The organism is Pseudomonas sp. Marseille-Q0931 (genome assembly GCF_940789645.1).
Lineage (GTDB): Bacteria > Pseudomonadota > Gammaproteobacteria > Pseudomonadales > Pseudomonadaceae > Aquipseudomonas.
Genome location: NZ_CALNWT010000002.1, coordinates 491,057 through 512,150, shown reverse-complemented (window position 1 = coordinate 512,150; position 21,094 = coordinate 491,057). Strand labels below are relative to the sequence as shown.

Annotated in this window: 22 protein-coding genes; 17 read left to right on the top strand and 5 right to left on the bottom strand. The window is 64.9% G+C overall.

All coding sequences use genetic code 11. From position 1 onward, the window contains the following. The first annotated feature begins 137 nt into the window (after window positions 1-137). From P3C50_RS08565 to P3C50_RS08530, 8 genes are all read left to right on the top strand, one after another. On the top strand, window positions 138-1,220 hold the full coding sequence (locus P3C50_RS08565; RefSeq protein WP_275545661.1) for a sensor histidine kinase: 1,083 nt from the start codon (window positions 138-140) through the stop codon (window positions 1,218-1,220). After that, window positions 1,217-1,963: a LytR/AlgR family response regulator transcription factor gene (locus P3C50_RS08560; RefSeq protein WP_197859013.1), complete on the top strand. Its 747-nt coding sequence runs from the start codon at window positions 1,217-1,219 to the stop codon at window positions 1,961-1,963. Before P3C50_RS08565 ends, P3C50_RS08560 begins: the two co-directional genes overlap by 4 nt. A gap of 133 nt (window positions 1,964-2,096) precedes the next feature. Continuing rightward, a complete protein-coding gene (gene hemC, locus P3C50_RS08555; protein ID WP_275545660.1) occupies window positions 2,097-3,035 on the top strand; it encodes a hydroxymethylbilane synthase in 939 nt (312 codons plus the stop codon). Next, window positions 3,032-3,799, top strand: coding sequence for a uroporphyrinogen-III synthase (locus P3C50_RS08550; protein ID WP_197859015.1), 768 nt, complete (start codon window positions 3,032-3,034; stop codon window positions 3,797-3,799). The genes hemC and P3C50_RS08550 overlap by 4 nt, the downstream gene beginning before the upstream one ends. A 12-nt stretch (window positions 3,800-3,811) precedes the next feature. Beyond that, on the top strand, window positions 3,812-4,945 hold the full coding sequence (locus tag P3C50_RS08545; RefSeq protein ID WP_275545659.1) for a uroporphyrinogen-III C-methyltransferase: 1,134 nt from the start codon (window positions 3,812-3,814) through the stop codon (window positions 4,943-4,945). Then, window positions 4,942-6,189, top strand: a complete 1,248-nt coding sequence (locus P3C50_RS08540; protein ID WP_275545658.1) for a heme biosynthesis HemY N-terminal domain-containing protein — start codon at window positions 4,942-4,944, stop codon at window positions 6,187-6,189. The genes P3C50_RS08545 and P3C50_RS08540 overlap by 4 nt, the downstream gene beginning before the upstream one ends. A gap of 150 nt (window positions 6,190-6,339) precedes the next feature. Next, window positions 6,340-6,831, top strand: coding sequence for a disulfide bond formation protein B (locus P3C50_RS08535; protein WP_017361228.1), 492 nt, complete (start codon window positions 6,340-6,342; stop codon window positions 6,829-6,831). Window positions 6,832-7,143: 312 nt separating this feature from the next. Continuing rightward, a complete protein-coding gene (locus P3C50_RS08530) occupies window positions 7,144-7,617 on the top strand; it encodes an Rsd/AlgQ family anti-sigma factor (protein ID WP_017361229.1) in 474 nt (157 codons plus the stop codon). Window positions 7,618-7,870: 253 nt separating this feature from the next. Here the strand turns inward: P3C50_RS08530 and P3C50_RS08525 are convergent, their stop codons facing one another. Then, on the bottom strand, window positions 7,871-8,518 hold the full coding sequence (locus P3C50_RS08525; protein WP_275545657.1) for an FKBP-type peptidyl-prolyl cis-trans isomerase: 648 nt from the start codon (window positions 8,516-8,518) through the stop codon (window positions 7,871-7,873). Between the two features lie 136 nt (window positions 8,519-8,654). On the opposite strand from P3C50_RS08525, the gene P3C50_RS08520 reads away from it, so the two are divergent. Continuing rightward, the gene (locus tag P3C50_RS08520; protein ID WP_275545656.1) at window positions 8,655-9,638 is read left to right on the top strand and encodes an AlgP family protein; all 984 of its coding nucleotides are present in this window, start codon (window positions 8,655-8,657) and stop codon (window positions 9,636-9,638) included. On the opposite strand, the gene P3C50_RS08515 is transcribed toward P3C50_RS08520, so the two are convergent. Further along, entirely contained in the window at window positions 9,635-10,078 is a 444-nt protein-coding gene (locus P3C50_RS08515; protein ID WP_275545655.1) for a TIGR02444 family protein, read from the bottom strand. The genes P3C50_RS08520 and P3C50_RS08515 overlap by 4 nt on opposite strands. Before the next feature lie 38 nt (window positions 10,079-10,116). Here P3C50_RS08515 and P3C50_RS08510 point away from each other — a divergent pair, with 38 nt between their 5' ends. From P3C50_RS08510 to P3C50_RS08485, 6 genes are all read left to right on the top strand, one after another. Beyond that, window positions 10,117-12,030 carry an ATP-binding cassette domain-containing protein gene (locus P3C50_RS08510; protein WP_275545654.1) on the top strand — a complete coding sequence of 638 codons (1,914 nt, stop codon included), beginning with the start codon at window positions 10,117-10,119 and terminating at the stop codon, window positions 12,028-12,030. Next, window positions 12,030-12,569, top strand: a complete 540-nt coding sequence (locus tag P3C50_RS08505; protein ID WP_275545653.1) for a mechanosensitive ion channel family protein — start codon at window positions 12,030-12,032, stop codon at window positions 12,567-12,569. The genes P3C50_RS08510 and P3C50_RS08505 overlap by 1 nt, the downstream gene beginning before the upstream one ends. Window positions 12,570-12,632: 63 nt before the next feature. Beyond that, a complete protein-coding gene (locus P3C50_RS08500; RefSeq protein ID WP_275545652.1) occupies window positions 12,633-13,265 on the top strand; it encodes a LysE family transporter in 633 nt (210 codons plus the stop codon). A 234-nt stretch (window positions 13,266-13,499) separates the two neighbouring features. Beyond that, on the top strand, window positions 13,500-15,386 hold the full coding sequence (locus P3C50_RS08495) for a cytochrome c/FTR1 family iron permease (protein ID WP_343252188.1): 1,887 nt from the start codon (window positions 13,500-13,502) through the stop codon (window positions 15,384-15,386). A gap of 115 nt (window positions 15,387-15,501) precedes the next feature. Further along, a complete protein-coding gene (locus P3C50_RS08490) occupies window positions 15,502-15,837 on the top strand; it encodes an enhanced serine sensitivity protein SseB C-terminal domain-containing protein (RefSeq protein ID WP_197859024.1) in 336 nt (111 codons plus the stop codon). A gap of 52 nt (window positions 15,838-15,889) precedes the next feature. Continuing rightward, window positions 15,890-16,339 (top strand): YaiI/YqxD family protein, encoded by a 450-nt coding sequence (locus P3C50_RS08485; protein ID WP_004373364.1) that lies wholly within the window; start codon window positions 15,890-15,892, stop codon window positions 16,337-16,339. Window positions 16,340-16,432: 93 nt separating this feature from the next. Here P3C50_RS08485 and P3C50_RS08480 read toward each other — a convergent pair whose 3' ends face one another. Further along, window positions 16,433-16,900 (bottom strand): thioesterase family protein, encoded by a 468-nt coding sequence (locus tag P3C50_RS08480; protein ID WP_275545650.1) that lies wholly within the window; start codon window positions 16,898-16,900, stop codon window positions 16,433-16,435. A gap of 199 nt (window positions 16,901-17,099) precedes the next feature. Further along, a complete protein-coding gene (elbB, locus tag P3C50_RS08475) occupies window positions 17,100-17,759 on the bottom strand; it encodes an isoprenoid biosynthesis glyoxalase ElbB (protein WP_275545649.1) in 660 nt (219 codons plus the stop codon). A gap of 175 nt (window positions 17,760-17,934) precedes the next feature. On the opposite strand from elbB, the gene P3C50_RS08470 reads away from it, so the two are divergent. Next, entirely contained in the window at window positions 17,935-19,209 is a 1,275-nt protein-coding gene (locus tag P3C50_RS08470; protein WP_257597889.1) for a sterol desaturase family protein, read from the top strand. Between the two features lie 107 nt (window positions 19,210-19,316). On the opposite strand, the gene P3C50_RS08465 is transcribed toward P3C50_RS08470, so the two are convergent. Then, complete coding sequence (locus P3C50_RS08465) at window positions 19,317-19,871, bottom strand: DedA family protein (protein ID WP_003458614.1); 555 nt, start codon at window positions 19,869-19,871, stop codon at window positions 19,317-19,319. 193 nt (window positions 19,872-20,064) lie between these two features. Between P3C50_RS08465 and hemB the strand changes: the two genes are divergently transcribed. After that, window positions 20,065-21,078, top strand: a complete 1,014-nt coding sequence (gene hemB / locus P3C50_RS08460; RefSeq protein WP_104728513.1) for a porphobilinogen synthase — start codon at window positions 20,065-20,067, stop codon at window positions 21,076-21,078. Window positions 21,079-21,094 lie beyond the last annotated feature (16 nt).

The window sequence follows — 21,094 nt, the reverse complement described above, 5'->3', positions numbered from 1 at the left end:
GCGTTCGCCGTCGGGCGGTCGCTGGCGTTGTCGGTTGCTTCACAATTTTGCGCTGAAGGCGGCATTTCGGTGCTTTATTTCGTCCGGCTGGAGCCGTCTCGCTTGCCGGCCCGCAAGGCGACACGGAAACTGCGTCGATGCACACACAATCGCTTGCCAAGAATAAATCCAACACCGCCATCGACGACTTTTTCGTCCCGGAACTGTGCCAGCCGGAAGCCCTGCTGAGCATGGTGCTGCTGGCCGAGCTGCTGGTACTGGTGCTGGTGCTCGCCGAACCGATGACGCCGGGCTTCGACTGGGTGCGCCTGGCCCTGACCTCGCTGTTCGTGCAATGGATCGTGCTGCTCTCGGCGGCCGTGCTATGTCGCCTGCGGCCGCTGCTGGCGCGTCTGCGTCCGGCGCTGGCGGGCGGCCTGTGCTGCGCTCTGGTGGTGCTGCTGACCCTGGGTTGCACGGCGGTGGCCGACTATTACGAACTCGGCGGGCCGCTGCCGCGCGCCGGCGAGGTGAATCTTTACCTGCGCCATGCGCTGATCAGCCTGATCATGTCCGCACTGCTGCTACGCTATTTTTATCTGCAGAGCCAATGGCGGCGGCAGGAGCAGGCCGAACTGCGCGCGCGCATCGAATCGTTGCAGGCGCGGATTCGTCCGCATTTCCTGTTCAACAGCCTCAACAGCATCGCCAGCCTGGTCACGCTCGACCCGTACAAGGCCGAGCAGGCGGTGCTGGATTTGTCCGATCTGTTTCGCGCCAGCCTGGCCAAGCCCGGCACGCTGGTTGCGTGGAAGGAGGAACTGGAACTGGCGAAACGTTATCTATCTATCGAGCACTATCGGCTCGGTGAGCGACTACAGTTGCAGTGGGAGGTCGAGGGTGTGCCGGAGGATCTGCCGATTCCCCAGCTGACCCTGCAGCCTCTTTTGGAGAATGCGCTGATCTATGGCATCGCGCCACGTATCGAAGGTGGCCTGGTGCGGGTTGAAGCGCATTACCAGGATGGTGTGTTCAGCTTGTGTGTCAGCAATCCGTATGAAGAGCGGGGCGAGCAGCACCCGTCGCGGGGAACGCAGCAAGCGCTGAGTAATATCGATGCGCGTCTGGCGGCACTTTTTGGCCCCCGCGCGAGTCTCAGCGTGGAGCGCCGTGACGGCCGTCACTACAGCTGTCTACGCTATCCTTGTGCGAGACTCACGCAGGAAGCCAGAGCAATATGAATGTCCTGATCGTCGATGACGAACCCCTTGCCCGTGAGCGCCTGAGCCGCATGGTCGGTGAGCTCGAGGGCTACCGGGTCCTGGAGCCCGCCGCCAGCAATGGCGAGGAAGCCCTGACCCTGATTGATAGCCTCAAGCCGGATGTGGTCCTGCTGGATATCCGCATGCCCGGGCTCGACGGCCTGCAGGTCGCCGCGAAACTCTGCGAGCGCGAAGCGCCGCCTGCGGTGATCTTCTGCACGGCGCACGACGAGTTCGCCCTGGAGGCCTTCCAGGTCAGCGCCGTTGGCTATCTGGTCAAACCGGTGCGGCCCGAGAGCCTCAACGAGGCCTTGAAAAAGGCCGAGCGGCCCAACCGCGTGCAACTGGCCGCCTTGACCCGCCCAGCCGCCGAGACCGGCGGTGGGCCGCGCACCCATATCAGCGCCCGCACCCGCAAGGGCATCGAGCTGATTCCGCTGGATCACGTGGTCTATTTCATCGCCGATCACAAGTACGTGACCCTGCGCCACGAGGGCGGCGAAGTGCTGCTGGACGAACCGCTCAAGGCGCTGGAAGACGAGTTCGGTGACCGTTTCGTGCGCATCCATCGCAATGCGCTGGTGGCGCGCGAGCGTATCGAACGCCTGCAGCGCACCCCGCTCGGGCATTTCCAGCTGTTCCTCAAGGGGCTGGAAGGCGATTCGCTGGTGGTCAGCCGCCGCCATGTGGCCGGCGTACGCAAGTTGATGCAGGCACTCTGACACTCTGAGCTGCGCGCCAGGGCGTCATCGCCTTCGCAGTGACCGACAAACCTGCGGCCTATGGCCGCCTGGCAGCGCCCGTAATGGGCGAGCCTGTTATGATTCGCGGCAATCCGTTTTCTGGAATTGCCCCATGTCCCGCGAAATCCGCATCGCCACCCGTAAGAGCGCCCTGGCCCTGTGGCAGGCCGAGTATGTCAAAGCCCGACTGGAACAGGCCCACCCTGGCCTGAAGGTCAGCCTGGTGCCCATGGTCAGCCGCGGCGACAAGTTGCTCGACGCGCCGCTGGCGAAAATTGGTGGCAAGGGGCTGTTCGTCAAGGAACTGGAAACCGCGTTGCTGGAAAACGAGGCCGACATCGCCGTGCACTCGATGAAAGACGTGCCGATGGATTTCCCCGAGGGGCTGGGCCTGTACTGCATCTGCGAGCGTGAAGACCCGCGTGACGCCTTCGTCTCCAACACCTACGACAGCCTCGATGCACTGCCGGCCGGCAGCGTGGTCGGCACCTCCAGCCTGCGTCGCCAGGCCCAGTTGCTGGCGCGCCGGCCCGATCTGAAAATCCAGTTCCTGCGCGGCAACGTCAACACCCGTCTGGCCAAGCTCGATGCCGGCGAATACGACGCCATCATCCTCGCCGCTGCCGGTCTGATCCGCCTGGGTTTCGAAGATCGCATCCGCAGCTCGATCAGCGCCGAAGACAGCCTGCCGGCCGGCGGCCAGGGCGCCGTGGGCATTGAGTGCCGCAGCGCCGACAGCGACGTGCATGCCCTGCTGGCGCCTCTGCATCACCGTGAGACTGCATTGCGCGTCACCGCCGAGCGGGCGCTGAACAAACACCTCAATGGCGGCTGCCAGGTGCCTATCGCCTGCTATGCCCTGCTCGAGAACGACCAGCTGTGGCTGCGCGGCCTGGTTGGCCAACCCGACGGAGGTCTGTTGCTGCGCGCCGAAGAGCGCGCCGCCAGCAGCGATGCCGAAGCGCTGGGCGTACGCGTGGCTGAGGCGCTCCTGGCGCAGGGTGCCGAGGCCATTCTCAAGGCCGTTTACGGTGAGGCCGGTCACCCTTGAGCGCCTGGCGCCTGTTGCTGACGCGTCCTGCCGAGGACTGTGCGGCGCTGGCGCAGACCCTGGCCGCCCAGGGAGTCGCCAGTCACTGCATGCCGCTGCTGGCCATCGAGGCGTTGGCCGAAACCGCTGAGCAGCGCAGCACCTTTGCCGAGCTGCAGCGCTATTGCGCGGTGATCGTGGTCAGCAAACCGGCCGCCAGGATTGGTCTGCAGCTATTGGCGCGACATGCGGCAGCAGTCGACCTGCCCTGGTTCAGTGTCGGCGCCGCCACTGCTGCGGTGCTCGCCGAGCAGGGCTTGCGTGTGTATTTTCCCGACTCTGGCGATGACAGCGAAGCGCTGCTCGCACTGCCGGCGCTGCACCAGGCTATCGCCACGACAGCTGCGCCGCGCGTACTGATCCTGCGTGGCGAAGGTGGCCGAGAATTTCTCGCCGAGCGCTTGCGCGGCCAAGGCGTGGCGGTCGACTATCTGCCACTGTATCGCCGTGTGCTGCCGCAGTACGCGCCGGGCGAGCTCGGCCTGTGCGTGCGAGCGGAACGCCTGAACGGCCTGGTTGTCAGCAGTGGACAGGGTTTCGAACATCTGCTGCAGCTGGCCGGCGATGACTGGCCGGCGTTGGCTCGGCTACCCTTGTTCGTACCCAGCCCGCGCGTTGCCGAGCAGGCGCGCCATGCGGGTGCGGAAATCGTTGTGGACTGTCGCGGCGCCAGTGCCGCGGCCTTGCAGGCAGCGCTGGAGCAGTTTCCGGCTGCCGCCCTCTAAAAGGACGGATACGTGAGCGAAGCATCCACCCCGAAGACGCCAGAAGAAAAACCGGCCAGCGAAGCCGTGAAAAGCACGCCAACAGCTCAACCTGCTCAGGCATCCCGCAGTGGCGGGGGCAGCGGCGTTGCCGCCTTGGCCTTGTTGATCGGCCTGGCAGGCGCTGGTGCTGGTGGCTGGAGCCTCTGGCAACTGCACGAAATGCAGGGCAGGGACCAGCAGCAGGCCGATGCTCTGCAGAGTACCCGCGACGACACTACGAAGAATTTGAAGGATCTGGGCCAGCGCCTGGATTCGCGTTTGGCTGACCTGCCCAGTGCAACCGAACTGGAGGAGCGCCGCCGCTTGCTGGCCAACCTGCAGAGCGACCAGCAGCGTTTGAGCCAGCGCCTGGAAAGCGTGCTTGATGGCAGCCGCCAGGATTGGCGCCTGGATGAGGCCGAGCACCTGCTGCGTCTGGCGACCTTGCGCTTGTCGGCGTTGCAGGATGTGGCCAGTGCCGAGGCGCTGGTGCTGGCGGCTGACGATATCCTCCGCGATCAGGACGATCCCGCCGCCTTCGCTGCCCGCGAGCAGCTCAGCCGCAGCCTGGAAGCGCTGCGCACTACGGAGCGACCGGATCGCGTCGGCCTATTCCTGCAACTGGGCGCCCTGCGTGAGCAGGCCGCCACGCTCAACCCGCTGGCGCCGACCCTCGAAGGGCAGGGCGACGTGCTCTCCGAGCTGGCGGCCGAGGGCGATGGCAGCGCCTGGTGGAGCGAGTGGGCGAAGAAGCTTTCCGACTACTTCCGTATCGAATTCGATGCCGATCGCAACGTGCGTCCGCTGCTCTCCGGGCAAAGCCTGTCGCAGGTTCGCCTGAGCCTGTCGCTGGCCCTGGAGCAGGCGCAGTGGGCCGCGCTGCATGGTCAGACCGGTGTGTACAAGCAGTCGCTGAAGCAGGCCGAGGACATTCTCGACGCGCACTTCAATCTGGATAATCCGGACAGTCGCGCCCTGCGCCAGCGCTTCAGCGAGCTGGCCGATGCCAGTATCGAGGTCAAGGTGCCGGATCTGAGCGAGTCGCTCGATGCATTGCAGGCCTACCTGCAACGCAAGCAGGCGCAACGTCGGCAGGGGGCCGCCGCGGCCGGGGAGGCGCAATGAAACGCCTGATCTGGCTTCTGTTATTGCTGGCCATCGCTGTCGGGCTCTACCTGCTCAGCCTGGCCATCGAGGCTGACCGCGGCTACGTGCTGTTCGCCTACAAGGGCTTCCGCTACCAGTCCGGCCTGTGGGCATTCCTGGGCCTGCTGGTGGTCGTGGTGGTGCTCTACTACCTGATCAAGTGGACGTTGCGTCTGTTGCTCAGCTCGACGCGGATGGCCAACCCCTGGTCGCGACTGCACCGCACTCGCCGTGTGCGCCAGGCCTCCGAGCAGGGCATGCTGGATCTCGCCGAAGGCCGCTGGGCACGCGCCCAACGCCAGCTGACCCGCGCCGCCGAGGCCGATAGCCAGCCGCTGATGTACTACCTTGGCGCTGCTCGGGCAGCCGGCAAGCTTGGTGAGCACGAACAGAGCGACGCACTGCTCGAGCGGGCGCTGAACAGGCAGCCGCAGGCCGAGCTGGCGATTGCCCTGACCCACGCCGAGCTGCAGCGCAAGCGCGGCGACAGCGACGCGGCGCTGGAAACCCTGCAGGCCATGCGTGAGCGCCATCCGGGCCATCATCTGGTGCTGCGCCAGTTGCAGCGTTTGTATCTGCAGCGCCAGGACTGGTCGGCGCTGCTCGGCCTGCTGCCGGAGTTGCGTAAGGAAAAGGCGCTACCCGCCGCAGAGCTCGACGAGCTGGAGCGCGAAACCTGGCGTGGGCGCCTGGCCGAAGTCGGCGAGCTTGGCTTGGCGCAGGGAGAAACTGCCCTGCAGCCCCTGAGCAAGGCCTGGAGCCAACTGTCGGCCAGCCTGCGCAACGAGCCTGAGCTGATCGCCACCTATGTTGAGCAGCTGCGCCGCCTGGGCGCACAGGAAGAAGCTGAGGAAGTGCTGCGCGGCGCGCTCAAACGAGGCTATGACAGCCGCCTGGCGCGTTTCTATGGCGTGCTGCGTGGCGCCGATCCGGCGCGTCAGCTGCAGACAGCCGAGCTCTGGCTCAAGCAGCATCCACAGGACCCGGCCCTGCTGCTGACCCTGGGCCGCCTGTGCCTGCAAAACCAGCTGTGGGGCAAGGCGCGCGACTACTTCGAGACCAGCCTCAAGCTCGAGCGTCACCCGGAAACCTGCGCCGAACTGGCGCGCCTGCTGGCGCAGTTGGGTGAACTGGAACGCAGCAACCAACTGCTGCTGGAAAGTCTCGGCCTGTTGCACCAGGGCCTGCCGTCGCTGCCGCAACCGCAGGGTGTCGCGGTCTGAATGGATGCGGCCGATTGCCGCGCTTGGCCATCCGTGCGGACGGAGGGGCGTTCCGGCATGATGAACAGCCTGTTATGAGCCGTGGGGCGCCTTGAAAGGCGCCCTCGCTTTCCTCTACCGTACGCCCTCGATTTCCCTTACGGAGCCACCATGCAATTGGCCAGTCCGCGTCCCCTGTTTTTCCTGGCATTCATCGGCTGCGTACTGCTGATGGCGGCTGCGCTGTACCTGGAGCATGTCGTCGGCCTGGAACCCTGCCCGATGTGCGTACTGCAGCGCATCTGCGTGATCCTGTTCGGCGTGGTCTGTCTGATCGCGGCGATCCATGGCCCAGGGCGTCTCGGTCGACGCATCTACGCCGTGGTGGCCTTGCTGTTCGCTGGCGCCGGTGCCGCCACCGCAGGTCGGCAGATCTGGCTGCAGAGCGTGCCTGCCGATCAGCTCGAAGCCTGTCTGCCGAGCCTCGAGTTCATGATGGAAGCCCTGCCCATGCAGGACATCGTGCGTCTGGTGTTCCAGGGCAGCGCAGACTGCGCCGAAGTGAAGTGGACGCTGTTCGGCATGAGCATTCCCGAGTGGAGCCTGCTCGGCTTCATCGGCATGCTGCTGTTCTGCCTGTTCCAGCTATTGCGCCGCAATTGAGCGTGTGAATCGCATGAAGCCACGGAGTTCGTGGCTTCTCGATTAAACGCCCGTATGAAAGTTTCTCGCGCCTATGCCTTGATGGTGTCTGCCAGCGGGCATAATCTGGCTCGCACGCACCGTCGGAAAAACGCCATTTTGCGGTTGCCTTTCCAAGAGCAAGCTTCGATTGACGGAAAATCGTCAGGAATGACTTTTAGCGTCGCGCAGCCAATGGTTCGAGGGATGGTCGCCAGGGATGGGGCCCTTAAAGAAAACGTCTCGGGAACGGGCGTATAACAGGCATTATCGATAAGGGAAACGAGGTTCATCATGCTCGAGAGTTGTCGGAACGCACAGGAACGTTGGGGCGGGGTTCACCAACTGATCGATCGCTGGCTGGGTGAGCGCCGCGAACTGGTGCTGGCCTATACCGCTCTGAATAAGGCGCCGCAGGCTCCAGCCATCAATTGCGAGTCGTTGCAGGGCTTCTGCGAGCTGCTGGTGGACTACGTCTCGGCCGGCCACTTCGAGGTCTACGAGCAGTTGACCAGCGAGGCCAAGGCCTTCAACGACCAGCGCGGCCTGGAACTGGCCAAGCAGATCTACCCGCGCATCGAAGCCATCACCGAGGTCGCGCTGGCCTTCAACGACCGCTGTGACAACGGCGACAGTCGTGACAACGCCTCGCTGGTGGTCGAGCTCAACCGCCTGGGACAGCTGTTGCACGAACGTTTCGAGCTGGAAGACTGCCTGATCGAGGTGCTGCACAACGCCCATCAGGAACAGGCTGCCGAAGCGATCTGACCGCTCGATGTCAAAAAGCCCGGTCTGAGTCCGTAATGCTGTTCAATTAAGGTTGCACACGATTGGCTCCCCTCTCCCATTTATGGGAGAGGGGCTGGGGGAGAGGGCAGAAGACTCCGCAAACTGCCAGTTTCCCCCCTCTCCCTAAGCATCTCCCTGGAGGGGCGAGGGGACTGATCGAGCTAGACCGTTTCTTAAGTGAACAGCATTCCGGATCTGAGTCCGGGCTTTTCATTGTGGATCAGGGCGGCGCTCAGTCGGCTACGTCCAGCAGGCGCAGGTCGAAGACCAGAGGCGCATGGGGCGGTATCAGATCGCCCGCGCCGTCTTCCCCATACGCCTGAGCTGATGGAATCACCAGGCGCCAGTGAGCGCCCTTCGGCATCTGCAGCAGTGCGCTGCGCCAGCCGGCGATCAGGCTGTCCAGACGAAACCACTGCGGTGTGCTGCTCTCGTCGAAGACGCTGCCATCGGCCAGCTCGCCGCGATAACTCACCTGCACTCGGCTGCGGGCAGTGGGCTTGGCTCCGCTGCCAGGTTTCAATTCGGTCACCAGCACGCCGTTGGCCAGCGCCCGCACGTTGGCGCGGCGACTCTCCTCGGCGAGAAAGCGCTGCTCGGCTTCGATGGCCTTGGCATGGCGTTGCGGCGAGGCTTCGATACGGGCTTCATGCTCATCGAGCAGTTGCTCGATACGGCTGGCTTCGAGCCGCAGCGGCTTACCCTCATAGGCCTGGCGCAAGCCTTCGAGCAGTTCGCTCAGCGGCAGGTCGGGCACCTCTTCATGCAGGCGTTCGCCGAGGCGCACACCGAGGCTATAAGCCAGGTCCTGCTGGTGCTGGTCGGCCTGCACACCCAGGCTGCAGCACAGCGCGAGTGTGGCGAGTACGGCGCGGCTCATGACGATCTCTCCCGATGAATGTGCCAGCGATTATGCCAGGCGCGCGATGCCCGTGCTGCGATCGCCAAAAGGCCTATGGCGGGGCGTCTCGCCTGCGTCTAGTATGGGCGCATCCACATCCGCCTGGAGGCGCGCCATGTCGGCCAAGAAGAAGTCCGTGACCACCCCGCTGCACCTGTTGCACCAACTGTCTGCCAGTCTGCTCGAACATCTGGAGAATGCTTGCTCGCAAGCGCTGATCGACGCCGAGAAACTGCTCGCCAAACTGGAGAAGCAGCGCGGCAAGGCTCAGGAGAAACTGCACAAGGCGCGCAGCAAGCTGCAGGACGCCGCCGTTGCCGGCAAGGCCAAGGCGCAAGCCAAGGCCAAGAATGCCGTCGCCGAGCTGGAGGAGCTGCTCGATGGGCTCAAGGCCAGCCAGAGCGAAACCCGTACCTACATCGCCCAGCTCAAGCGCGATGCTCAGGAAAGCCTGAAGCTGGCGCAGGGCGTTGGCAAAGTGAAGGAAGCCGCCGGCAAGGCGCTGGACGCACGTGAAGCCAAGGCCGCAGCGCCGGCAGCCAAGTCTGCCAGCAAGCCGGCCGTTGCAAAGAAACCCGCTGTCGCAAAAGCACCGGTGAACAAGGCCCCGACCAAACCCGCTACTGCCAAACCGGCCAGCAAACCAGCCGCCAAGCCGGTAGCGGCCAGCAAGTCGGCTGCCAAACCCGCGGTCGCCAGCAAGCCAGCGGCTAAACCTGCTGCCCGCAAGCCTGCAGCGGCTAAAACGGCCGCGCCCAAGGCTGCCGCCAAACCTGCTGCCGCCAAGCCGGCGGTCAAGCCTGCCGCAAAGCCAGCCGCCGCGAAAACGCCGGCGAAGCCAGCAGCGGCCAGTAAGCCAGCAGCCAAGCCAGCTACCACCAAACCCGTAGCGGCTAAACCTGCTGCGAAGCCCGCCGCCAAAGCCACGCCTGCCAAGCCTGCTGCTGCGAAGAAACCGGCTGCAGCGAAGAAGGCTCCGGCCAAGCCTGTAGCAGCCAAGCCAACTGCCGCGCCGGCAGCGCCAGCAGCTCCGGCTGCCCCGGCGACGCCCGCTGCGCCTACCGTAAGCAGCGGCAGCATCACCCCGAGCGCCTCCTAAGGCGGATTGACGGCGCCGCGCAGCACCTGCAGCGCGGCGCTGTCGTTTTCGGCCAGGCGAATCAGCCAGTCGTCTCTACCCGCCTCGCCAGGCCAGCTCTCGGTCACCGTCTGCAGCCGTTCGAGCAATACCCGCTCGGCCTGCAATTCCAGTTTCTTGATCTGTTCGCGCAAGGCCGCCAGCTCGGCATCTTCGCCTGCTGCCGTGCGCCAGTGGCGGCGTGTCTGGCGCAAGGGCGAGATCACCTCGCGCTGCCAGGGCGCGGCCACGTCCGTCAGGGCACGCAGACGTTCCTCCAGGCAGCGCACGCCGCGCTGCTGTAGCCAGGCGCCAGTCAGTAGCAGGCAAACGTCGCTGCCCGCGTCCTGCAGTTCCAGGCAGGCCTTTTCCACGCCTGGTCTGGCATAGAGTTCGAGGGCGAAATTCCACAGATCCTGCACGCGGCCTCCGGGGCGATTTGATAGACTCCGCGGCCATTATGATCCGACTCCAGAACCTCACTCTACAGCGTGGTCCGCAACGCCTGCTCGAAGGCGCCGAGCTGACCCTGCACGCCGGTCACAAGGCCGGTCTGATCGGTGCCAACGGCGCCGGTAAATCCAGCCTGTTCGCCCTGTTGCGCGGTGAGCTGACACCGGATGCCGGCGATTGCCTGCTGCCCGGCGACTGGCGTATCGCCCATATGCGCCAGGAGGTCGACAACCTCGAGCGGCTGGCCGTTGACTACGTGCTCGACGGCGATCACAACCTGCGCCGCGTGCAGGCCGAGTTGGCCGCAGCCGAGCAGAGCCACGACGGCGCCGCCATTGCCCGCCTGCACAGTGAACTGGACAGCGCCGACGGTTATACCGCCGATGCCCGCGCGCGCAAGCTGCTGGCTGGCCTGGGCTTCGAGAACGCGCAGATGGATCGCCGCGTCGGCGACTTCTCCGGTGGCTGGCGTATGCGCCTGAACCTGGCCCAGGCGTTGATGTGCCCGTCCGACCTGCTGCTGCTCGACGAGCCAACCAACCACCTGGATCTGGACGCGATTCTCTGGCTCGAAGGCTGGCTGCAGAGCTACCCGGGCACCTTGCTGCTGATCTCCCACGACCGTGATTTTCTCGACGCCGTGGTTGACCATGTTGCCCATGTCGAGCAGCGCAAGCTGAACCTGTATCGCGGCGGCTACACGGCCTTCGAACGCACTCGCGCCGAACGCCTGGCCCAGCAGCAACAGGCCTACGAAAAGCAGCAGGCGCAGCGCGCGCACATGAAAAAGTACATTGCCCGCTTCAAGGCTCAGGCGACCAAGGCCCGCCAGGCGCAGAGCCGGATCAAGGCGCTGGAGCGCATGGAAGAGTTGAGTGCGGCGCACGTCGACTCGCCCTTCGACTTCGTCTTCCGCGAGGCCGACAAGATATCCACGCCGCTGCTCAGCCTCAGCGAAGGCCGCCTCGGTTACGGTGACAAGACCATCCTGCAGCAGGTCAAGCTGAGCCTGGTGCCCGGCGCGCGCATTGGCCTGCTCGGCCCCAACGGCGCGGGCAAGTCGACGCTGATCAAGAACCTCTCGGCCGAGCTGCAGCCGCTGGCCGGCAGCCTGACCCGCGGCGAGAACCTAGTGATCGGCTATTTCGCCCAGCACCAGCTCGATGCCCTGGACGATAAGGCCAGCCCGCTGCTGCACCTGCAACGTATCGCACCGACCGAGCGTGAGCAGACACTGCGCGACTTTCTCGGTGGCTTCGATTTCCGTGGCGCACGTTGTGACGAGCCGGTGGTGAATTTCTCCGGTGGCGAAAAAGCGCGCCTGGCCCTGGCATTGATCGCCTGGGGCAAACCCAATCTGCTGCTGCTCGATGAACCGACCAACCACCTCGACCTGGAAATGCGCCTGGCGCTGACCATGGCCCTGCAGGAGTTCGCCGGCGCGGTGGTGGTGGTCTCGCACGACCGCCATCTGCTCAAGAGCACCACCGACGAATTCCTGCTGGTCGCCGATGGCCGTGTGGCGCCGTTCGACGGTGATCTCGATGATTACGCCCGCTGGCTGGTGGATTACCGTCAGCGCCAGGCACCGCCCAGCGCACCGGCCGAAGGCGCTGCGGACAAGACCGACAAGCGTGCCCAACGTCAGGCCGCCGCCGCGCTGCGCCAGCAACTTGCGCCGCACAAGAGGCAGGCCGAGAAGCTCGAGCAGGAGCTGGGCAAGGTGCAGGAAAAGCTCGCCGCGGTGGAAACCCAGTTGGGCGACAGCGGCCTGTACGAAGCCGCGCGCAAGGACGAACTGCGCCAGCGCCTGGCCGAACAGGCGCAGCTCAAGGCGCATGAAACCGAGTTGGAAGAGGCCTGGCTGCTGGCGCTGGAAACCCTGGAGGCGTTGCAGCAGCAACTGGAGGAAGCCGAGTAATGGAACAGATGGAACTGCTGATGGCCTGGCGCGAGCCGCTGATTCGTGCTGGCCAGGTACTGCTGATCATCCTGCTGGCATGGATCGCTCAGCGCATTCTCACTCGCGCCATCAGCCGCCTTGGCGCGCGCTACAGCCTGTTGCCGGCAGAAGTGTTGCAGCCGCTGCGCGGCCTGGTGCGCTGGCTGATCATGGGCAGCGCACTGCTCATGGTGCTGGAGCGCCTGGGCGTATCGGCGAACGTGCTGTGGACGGCGCTGACCGGGTTCACCGCTGTCGCCGCGGTGGCGTTCTTCGCCATCTGGAGCGTGCTGTCGAACATGTTCTGCGCGCTGCTGATCTTCACCATGGGCCCGTTTCGCCTGGGCGATACCGTCGAGGTCATCGACAGCGCCGACAAGCCGGGGGTGAAAGGGCGGGTGATCGCCATCAACCTGTTCTACACCACCTTGCAGGACCTCGACGAAAACGCCGCCGGCGCATTGTTGCAGGTGCCCAACAGCCTGTTCTTCCAGAAGTCGGTGCGCCGCTGGCGCTGAACGCGGGGGCAGGAGTAGGCTGTAGCGCTCTCTCCCTGATTTCCGCTTTTCGAGGTACGCATCATGGCACTGGAAACCTGGCTCGCTTTCTTCGTCGCCTGCTGGGTGATCAGTCTGTCGCCAGGTGCCGGTGCCGTGGCCTCGATGTCAGCCGGCATGCAGTACGGCTTCTGGCGCGGCTACTGGAACGCGCTCGGCCTGCAGCTCGGTCTGGCCCTGCAGATCGCCATCGTCGCTGCGGGTGTGGGCGCGATCCTGGCCACCTCGGCCCTGGCCTTCAGCCTGATCAAATGGTTCGGCGTGGCCTACCTGATGTTTCTCGCCTACAAGCAGTGGGTCGCCCTGCCCAGCGATCTGGATACCGGCGCGGCCGAGCGCCCCATTGGTCGGCCACTGACCCTGGTGCTGCGTGGTTTCCTGGTCAATTTCAGCAACCCCAAGGCGATCGTCTTCATGCTTGCGGTGCTGCCGCAGTTCATCAACCCGCATGCGCCGCTGGTGGGGCAGTACCTGGTGATGGGCGTGACCATGATCGCCGTGGATCTGATCGTCATGGCCGGCTACACCGGCCTCGCCTCACGCGTACTGCGCCTGCTGCGCACGCCGCGCCAGCAGCGGGTGATGAATCGCAGTTTCGCTGCGCTGTTCGCCGCCGCTGCCGGCCTGCTGGCCACGGTCAAGCGCGCCGCCGTCTGACACCCCGCGCTTGCCTAATCCCTTAGGAAACGGGCGGCGTTCTGCTTTATTCGCGTTTCGAGCCGGGCATGGAGCAGGCCTGATCGCGAATAAATTCGCTCCTACAAGGGCAAGATCTGCAGTGCGGAAGCGGGCTGGTAAGTTTGTTACCAAATATTTCATATTTTTCTTGTCTGTGCGGGCTCGTCCGGCAACAATTTAATGCCACCCATTCTCGTTTGGGATGCATTAATGATCCGCTTCCGTTCCCCCCTTTCCTGGCTGATGCTGCCACTGCTGGCCTGCCTCAGCTTTCTCGCCGTCGGCGAGCCCCTGGATGGCGCCGCCCAGGCGCTGCACCTGATTGGTTATATCGGTGCTGACTACCCTGCCACCGTTGCGGGCGGTCAGGTCGTCGATGCTGGCGAATACCAGGAGCAATTGGAGTTTCTCGATGTGCTGCAGGGCTTGATCGTCGCCCTGCCGGCTCAGGCCGGACGTGCCGAGCTGGAGCAGGGCGTGGCCGATCTGCGCCAGGCCGTTACCCTGCGCAGGCCCGGCGAAGAGGTTTCCAGCTCGGCACGCCAACTCGGCGCACGCCTGGCCGATCTTTATCAGGTGTCACTGGCGCCGGTACTGACGCCGGACCCTGAGCGTGGTGCGCCGCTCTACGCCCAGCACTGCTCGGTTTGCCATGGCGATAGCGGCCTGGGCGACGGGCCGGCCGGCATCGGTCTGGAGCCGCCACCGGCCAATCTGCGCGACGCCGCGCGCCTGGACCGGCTGAGCCTTTACGATCTCTACAACACCCTCGGCCTGGGCATCGAGGGCACCGATATGCCGGCCTTCGCTGACCAGCTTGACGACCGTCAGCGCTGGGATCTGGCTGTCTATATCGCCGGCTTCACCGCTGTGCCGGCGCAGGGCAAGGCACGTTTCGCCATGAGCGAGCTGGCCGGCCGCACGCCTGCCGAAATCGCCGCTGCTGGTGGCGATGTCGCCGCGTTCCGCGCCCAGCGCGCGCATCCGGTGCTGGAGCAGCGTGGCCCGCAACAGTTGATCGGCTACACCCGCGAAACCCTAGAGCGCAGCCTGCAGGCCTACCGCGATGGTGACCGCGAGCAGGCCTACGACCTTTCCGTCGGCGCCTACCTGGAAGGTTTCGAGTTGGTCGAAAGCGCCCTCGACAACCTCGATGCGGTGCAGCGCAAGACCACCGAGCGAGCCCTGATGGCCTACCGCCAGGCGCTGCAGGATAGCGCCGGCGTCGCGCAGGCGGCTCAGGCGCTGGAGCTAGCCAAGGTCGAGCTGGACGAGTCCGCCGCGCTGCTCGCCGATGGTGCCATGGACGGTAGCCTGAGTTTCTTCGCCAGCCTGCTGATTCTGCTGCGGGAGGGCCTGGAAGCCATTCTCGTGCTGGCGGCGATCCTTGCCTTTCTGCGTAACACCGGGCAGCAGCAGGCGGTGCGCAGCGTGCACATCGGCTGGGGCCTGGCGCTGCTCGCCGGGGTCGGCACCTGGGCGGTGGCAGCGTACGTGATCGACGTCAGCGGCGCCCAGCGTGAACTGCTCGAAGGTATCACCGCGCTGTTCGCCAGCGTGGTGCTGCTGTGGGTCGGCGTGTGGATGCACGACCGCCGCCATGCCGCGGCCTGGCAGGACTACATCAAGAGCAGCCTGGTCGGCGGCGGTGGCCGATTCGGCTTTGCCGTGCTGGCGTTCTTCTCGGTCTATCGCGAGCTGTTTGAAGTCATCCTGTTCTACGAAACCCTCTGGCTGCAGGCCGGCCCTGCCGGACACGGTGCCGTGCTGGCCGGCGCTGCCGCCGCGCTGGTGCTGCTGATCGGCCTGGCCTGGGTGATCCTGCGCGGCTCGCGCAAGCTGCCGCTGGCCACCTTCTTCGGCATCAATGCGGTGTTGCTGTGCGTGTTGTCCGTGGTCTTCGCCGGCCATGGCGTGGCCGCGCTGCAGGAAGCCGGCGTGCTCGGCACGCGTCCGGTGGCGTTCTTCGAGTTCGACTGGCTGGGCATTCACGCCGACGCCTGGAGCTTGTCCGCTCAGGGCCTGGCACTGGCTGGCATCGCGCTGCTGTATGGGCGCAGCCTGCTGGGCGAGCGTCGGCGTCTGGCTGAACAGGGCTGAAAGGGTGATTCGAGGGCGGTTTCACCGCCCTCGTTGCCTCATAGCGTGAACCGCTGCCACGACAGCGAGTCTCAGTGCACCTAGGCTGGTTCCAATTTCTTTGCCGAGTGCACGCATGTCTTCCTCGATCCATTCCACTCATTACGCCGACAGCCCTGATCTGGCGTTGGCTGCTCTGCGTCATCCCTCTCTGGAGCAGGCGCTGTCGGCAGCCTGCGCTCAACTGGCCGTGCGCGAAGCCTTTCTCGCGGCATTGCGCGACCCGGCCATCGGTCCGCAGCCAAGGTTGCTGCTGGCGGTTTCCGGTGCCGACCTGCAAGGTCAGCGGCGTTTGGCTGCGTTGGTCGCCGAGCTGCTGCCGGACGAGGTGGAGCTGGACCTGATCGAGCTGGCCGACGACAACCTGTCGCGTGCCGTACGCGAGCGCTGCGAGCCGTTCTATAAGTCCTGAGGCGTCCGCCTGCTGGCATACTGCACGCTGGTTTTTCTGCGGAAGTTGCTGCATGCGCGTATGGATCGACGCCGATGCCTGCCCTCGGGCGGCGCGGGATCAGGTGGTCAAGTTCGCCCTCAAGCGGGGTTTCGAGGTGGTGCTGGTGGCCGGGCAGGCCGTGGCCCGGCCGAATTTCGCCTGCGTGAAACTGATCGTGGTGCCCAGCGGGCCGGATGCGGCGGACGATCATCTGGTCGAGCATGCCGTGCCCGGTGAACTGGTGATCTGCAGTGACGTGCCGCTGGCCGACCGTCTGGTGAAGAAGGGTGTTGCCGCGCTCGACCCGCGTGGCCGCGAGTTCGACGAGCGCAACATGGGCGAGCGCCTGGCGGTACGCAACCTGTTCACCGACCTGCGCGAGCAGGGCCAGGTCGGCGGCGGTCAGGCGCCCTACTCGGAGAAGGATCGCCAGGCCTTCGCCAATGCGCTGGACCGCATCCTTACGCGTTTGAGTCGCTAGCCAGGCTACGCACCGCTTATGTGGGAGGCCCTTTAGCGGCGATCAAGGTGGCGCCAGTCGCGGCTGAAGCCCCTCCCACAATGTGCGTTGCCACTACCCGCACAGATAGGTGCCGGTGCCCACGGCCACCAGCACGTCTTCATCGTTATGCAGCTCCATGCGGATCACCGCCACCTTGTTGCCGGCGCGCAGCGGCATGGCCGTGGCGGTGAAGCGCTGGCCGCGTCCGGGGCGCAGGTAGTCGATGCGCAGGTCGATGGTGCCGAGTTTGGACAGCTTGCTCATGCGCTCGGCTGCCGGCAGGTGCTGGTGGTTGGCGAACGCGCCGATCAGCGCCATGGCGCCGCCGCATACATCGAGCAGGGAGGAGATCACGCCGCCGTGCAGGATGCCGTGGACGAAGTTGCCGATCAGCTCGGGTTTCATCGGCAGCTGCATGGTCACCTGCGCCTCGCTCAGTTCGGCGATCTCGATGCCGAGCAACTGGTTGAACGGGATGCGCTGGAAGAAGGCAGTCACCGCCTGTTGCAGGTCGGTGTCCAGGGTGAAGGGGGCTGACATGCGTGGTGGCTCCGTCGATCGGTACCTGTCACGCTGACGCAGCTTGAAAGCTTTGGCCAGAGGCAATGCCGGACTGCCTTGAGCAATGTCCGGATCGGCCTGTCACGTCGCTTTTTGTAGGCGCGAATTCATTCGCGATGTGCCTGGCATGACGCCTGCGACCTTCGCGGATGAATCCGCTCCTACCTCCCGCCTCGACTCAGTGGTGCGTCAGCTCCAGCACGCGGTCGACCATCTTGTTGATGCCCGATGCCGCTTCGGCGATGGATTTGGCGAGCATGTAGGCGGGCGTGGTCACCAGCTTGCGCTCGCTGTCTTCGATGATCTCGCTGACCTCGCACTCATGGTGCTCGGCGCCCATCTGGGTCAGGGCGGCGGCGGTGTCATGATCGCTGCCGATGGTGCAGACCACGCCGGCACCGAAGATCTTCGCCGCCAGTACCGGGGCGATGCACATCAGGCCGACCGGCTTGCCGGCATCGACGAACGCCTTGCAAGCCGCCAGCACGTCAGGCTGCACGGTGCAGCCGGCGCCGCTGGTGGCGAAGTCGGAGAGGTTCTTCGCTACGCCGAAGCCGCCGGGCAGGATCAGCGCGTCGAACTCTGCCATGTGCAGCAGCTTGACGTCCTTGATCTGGCCGCGGGCGATGCGCGCCGATTCCACCAGCACGTTGCGTGTTTCGTTCATCTCGTCGCCGCTGTAGTGATCGACCACGTGCAGCTGCGGCACGTTAGGGGCGAAACACTGGACTTCGGCACCACGCTGGTCGAGGCGCAGCAGGGTGATCACGCTTTCATGGATCTCGGCGCCATCGTAGACGCCACAGCCGGACAGAATCACTGCCACTTTCTTGCTCATGCTCGACTCCTGGTGAGGAAAGACGCGACCTTGAAACGGGCGCGGGTATTACCAATGCTGGGGTTGTCGCCAAATGCCACTCGGACTGTCATTTGCCGCCGCGAAGCCTGACGAAGCTGCGCATAGGATGAATAACAGCTCATTCCCGACACAAGTACAACGATATGGTGCAGTCATGAATTACGTTCTTTACGCAATGCCCTTCTTCTTCCTGCTGATCGGCCTGGAATTGCTCGCTGACCGCTGGCGCGGCATGCGCACCTATCGCCTGGCCGATGCCCTTAGCAGCATCAGTGCCGGCGTACTGTCCCAGGCCGCCGGGATTCTCACCAAGGTGGTCGTCCTGCTGACCTACGCCTTCGCCTGGGAGCAGCTGGCGCTGTTCGAGTTGTCCGAAAGCAGTCTCTGGGTATGGCTCTTCGCCTTCGTCTTCTACGATTTCTGCTACTACTGGAACCACCGCCTGGGCCATGAGCGCAATGTGCTCTGGGCCGCCCATGCGGTGCACCACCAGAGCGAGGACTACAACCTCTCCACCGCGTTACGGCAAACCAGCACCGGTTTCATCTTCGGCTGGATCTTCTATCTGCCGATGGCCGTGGTCGGTGTACCGCCGCTGGTCTTCCTCAGCGTTGCCGCCCTGAACCTGCTGTATCAGTTCTGGGTGCATACCCGGCATATCCCCAAACTGGGCTGGTTCGAGTGGCTGTTCATCACCCCGTCCAACCACCGCGTGCATCATGCACAGAATCCTATCTACATGGATCGCAATTACGGCGGTGTGTTCATTGTCTGGGATCGAATTTTTGGCACCTTCCAGGAGGAGCTCGACGAAGAACCGGTGGTCTTCGGCGTGACCGTGCCGCTGGCCAGCTGGAACCCGCTGTGGGCCAACCTGCAGGTCTACGCCGGGCTATGGAGTGATGCCAGGCGCGCCAGTTCCTGGTGGGACAAGCTGCGCATCTGGTTCATGCCTACCGGTTGGCGCCCGGCCGACGTCGCGGCGCGTTACCCGCAGGCCAAGGCGGACCTGAGCCATTTCCGCAAGTTCGAGGTACCGCTGGGGCGCGGCGCGCAGGTCTACGCGCTGCTGCAGTTCGTCTGCTACCTGCTGGCCGTCGTGTGGCTGCTGGCGCAGGGCGATGCGCTGGCCACCGGCGCCGTGCTGCTGGCCTGTCTGTGGATGGCCCTGGGCCTGTACAGCATCGGCATGTGGCTGGAGAACCGCAGCCATGCCTGGCGTCTGGAGTGCCTGCGTCTGGCGATCAACCTGCCGGCATTCTGGCTGGCCGGCGAACTCGGCATGCTGACGTTGGATGCCACCGCCTGGGCCTGGCTGATCGGCTACAGCCTAGTCAGCATGCTTGGATTGTGGCTGGTGCCGCGCGTAGGGCGGACCGGAACGCCGGCCGCTCGTAGCGAAGCGAACAGTCCGCACATTGGCGCATGACCTGATATCCACATGAGTCGTGAAGCTGCAGCGGCGTACTGCCTGCGGCGAGCGGATCGCCGCCCGGTACGCCCTACGCGCTGATGGGTATCTGGCTGGCGCGCGGCTCAGCCGCGCCGGCGCTGACGCCACCGGTATAGCCAGGCGAGGGAAAGCAGCAGCACCACGGCCGCGAGCAGGATGACCTGGTAGTTGCGCAGTTCTTCAAGCAGGCCGCCCATGGCATTGCCCAGGCTGTAGGCCAGCAGGCTGATGCCGCCGGCCCAGACACCGGCGCCGATGGCGTCGAGCAGCAGGTAGCGGCGCCAGGAATAGCCGGACAGGCCGATGGTGAGCGGCATCACCGTGCGCAGGCCGTAGAGAAAGCGAAAGCACAGCACCCACAGATCCGGGTAACGCTTGATAAGCGCGCTGGCACGTTCGCCCAGCGGTTGCCAGCGCGGTTTGCGTTCTAGCAGCGCGCGGCCGTGACGGCGGCCAAGGTAGTACCACAGCTGATCGCTGGCGAAGGTGCCGAGGAAGGCGCACAGCGCCACCCATTCGATCTCCAGTACGTTGCGCACGGCCATGTAGGCGGCCAGCAGCAGGGATACCTCACCTTCGAGGAAGGTGCCCAGTACCAATGCTGGGTAGCCGAACTGGCGGATCAGGTCTTGGAGCATACCGTGCGCCCGATGAGGAGGTGCTGAAGACTACTCTGTCCGCGAGGAAGCCGGAAGGTGGCGCGTCATGCCACAATGTGCGACTGGCTGTGCGACGTGCCGTCGCACGCGGTCATTTGATTGTCATCATTTGGTCATAATGCCCGCTTATAACCGTCACACTGGCCCGCCCGTGCGGGCTCTGGAGTCTGCCGTGAGCGTTACCCCCGCCAATCGTCTGTTCCCTGCCACCCGTCTGCGTCGCAATCGCCGCGATGATTTCTCTCGCCGCCTGGTGCGTGAGAATCGCCTGAGCGTCGATGATCTGATTCTGCCGGTGTTCGTCCTCGACGGCGAAAACCGCCGTGAAACCGTGCCGTCGATGCCGGGCGTCGAGCGCCTGTCCATCGACCTGCTACTCAAGGAAGCCGAGCACTGGGTCGAACTGGGCATTCCGGCGCTGGCGCTGTTCCCGGTCACGCCGCTGGAGAAGAAATCCCTCGACGGCGCCGAGGCCTGGAACCCGGACGGTATCGCCCAGCGCGCGATCCGCGCCCTGCGTGAGAAATTCCCCGAACTAGGGGTGATCAGTGACGTGGCGCTCGACCCCTTCACCACCCACGGTCAGGACGGCATCCTCGACGAATCCGGCTACGTGCAGAACGACATCACCGTCGATGCGCTGGTCAAGCAGGCGCTGTCGCATGCCGAGGCCGGTGCCCAGGTGGTGGCGCCGTCGGACATGATGGATGGCCGTGTGCAGGCGATCCGCGAGGCGCTGGAACTGGCCGACCACGTCAACGTGCGCATCATGGCCTACTCGGCCAAGTACGCCAGCGCCTACTACGGCCCGTTCCGCGATGCGGTGGGTTCGGCGGCCAACCTCGGCAAGGGCAACAAGCTCGGCTACCAGATGGACCCGGCCAACGGCAGCGAGGCGCTGCATGAAGTGGCGGCCGACCTGGCCGAAGGCGCCGACATGGTCATGGTCAAGCCCGGCATGCCCTATCTGGACATCCTCTGGCGGGTCAAGGATGCCTACAAGGTGCCGACCTTCGTCTATCAGGTCAGTGGCGAGTACGCCATGCACATGGCGGCGATCCAGAACGGCTGGCTGAGTGAGGCGGTCATACTGGAGTCACTCACCGCCTTCAAACGTGCCGGTGCCGATGGCATCCTCACCTATTTCGCCGTACGGGCGGCAGAACTGCTAAAACAAGAGCGATGACGCTCTCAGGAACCCA

Excerpts from the sequence above, each read along its gene's own strand:
- P3C50_RS08565 (WP_275545661.1), top strand. The coding sequence starts at position 138 with ATGCACACACAATCGCTTGCCAAGAATAAATCCAACACCGCCATCGAC.
- P3C50_RS08560 (WP_197859013.1), top strand. The coding sequence starts at position 1,217 with ATGAATGTCCTGATCGTCGATGACGAACCCCTTGCCCGTGAGCGCCTG.
- hemC (WP_275545660.1), top strand. The coding sequence starts at position 2,097 with ATGTCCCGCGAAATCCGCATCGCCACCCGTAAGAGCGCCCTGGCCCTG.
- P3C50_RS08540 (WP_275545658.1), top strand. The coding sequence starts at position 4,942 with ATGAAACGCCTGATCTGGCTTCTGTTATTGCTGGCCATCGCTGTCGGG.
- P3C50_RS08535 (WP_017361228.1), top strand. The coding sequence starts at position 6,340 with ATGCAATTGGCCAGTCCGCGTCCCCTGTTTTTCCTGGCATTCATCGGC.
- P3C50_RS08530 (WP_017361229.1), top strand. The coding sequence starts at position 7,144 with ATGCTCGAGAGTTGTCGGAACGCACAGGAACGTTGGGGCGGGGTTCAC.
- P3C50_RS08525 (WP_275545657.1), bottom strand. The coding sequence starts at position 8,518 with ATGAGCCGCGCCGTACTCGCCACACTCGCGCTGTGCTGCAGCCTGGGT.
- P3C50_RS08520 (WP_275545656.1), top strand. The coding sequence starts at position 8,655 with ATGTCGGCCAAGAAGAAGTCCGTGACCACCCCGCTGCACCTGTTGCAC.
- P3C50_RS08510 (WP_275545654.1), top strand. The coding sequence starts at position 10,117 with ATGATCCGACTCCAGAACCTCACTCTACAGCGTGGTCCGCAACGCCTG.
- P3C50_RS08505 (WP_275545653.1), top strand. The coding sequence starts at position 12,030 with ATGGAACAGATGGAACTGCTGATGGCCTGGCGCGAGCCGCTGATTCGT.
- P3C50_RS08500 (WP_275545652.1), top strand. The coding sequence starts at position 12,633 with ATGGCACTGGAAACCTGGCTCGCTTTCTTCGTCGCCTGCTGGGTGATC.
- P3C50_RS08490 (WP_197859024.1), top strand. The coding sequence starts at position 15,502 with ATGTCTTCCTCGATCCATTCCACTCATTACGCCGACAGCCCTGATCTG.
- P3C50_RS08485 (WP_004373364.1), top strand. The coding sequence starts at position 15,890 with ATGCGCGTATGGATCGACGCCGATGCCTGCCCTCGGGCGGCGCGGGAT.
- P3C50_RS08480 (WP_275545650.1), bottom strand. The coding sequence starts at position 16,900 with ATGTCAGCCCCCTTCACCCTGGACACCGACCTGCAACAGGCGGTGACT.
- elbB (WP_275545649.1), bottom strand. The coding sequence starts at position 17,759 with ATGAGCAAGAAAGTGGCAGTGATTCTGTCCGGCTGTGGCGTCTACGAT.
- P3C50_RS08470 (WP_257597889.1), top strand. The coding sequence starts at position 17,935 with ATGAATTACGTTCTTTACGCAATGCCCTTCTTCTTCCTGCTGATCGGC.
- P3C50_RS08465 (WP_003458614.1), bottom strand. The coding sequence starts at position 19,871 with ATGCTCCAAGACCTGATCCGCCAGTTCGGCTACCCAGCATTGGTACTG.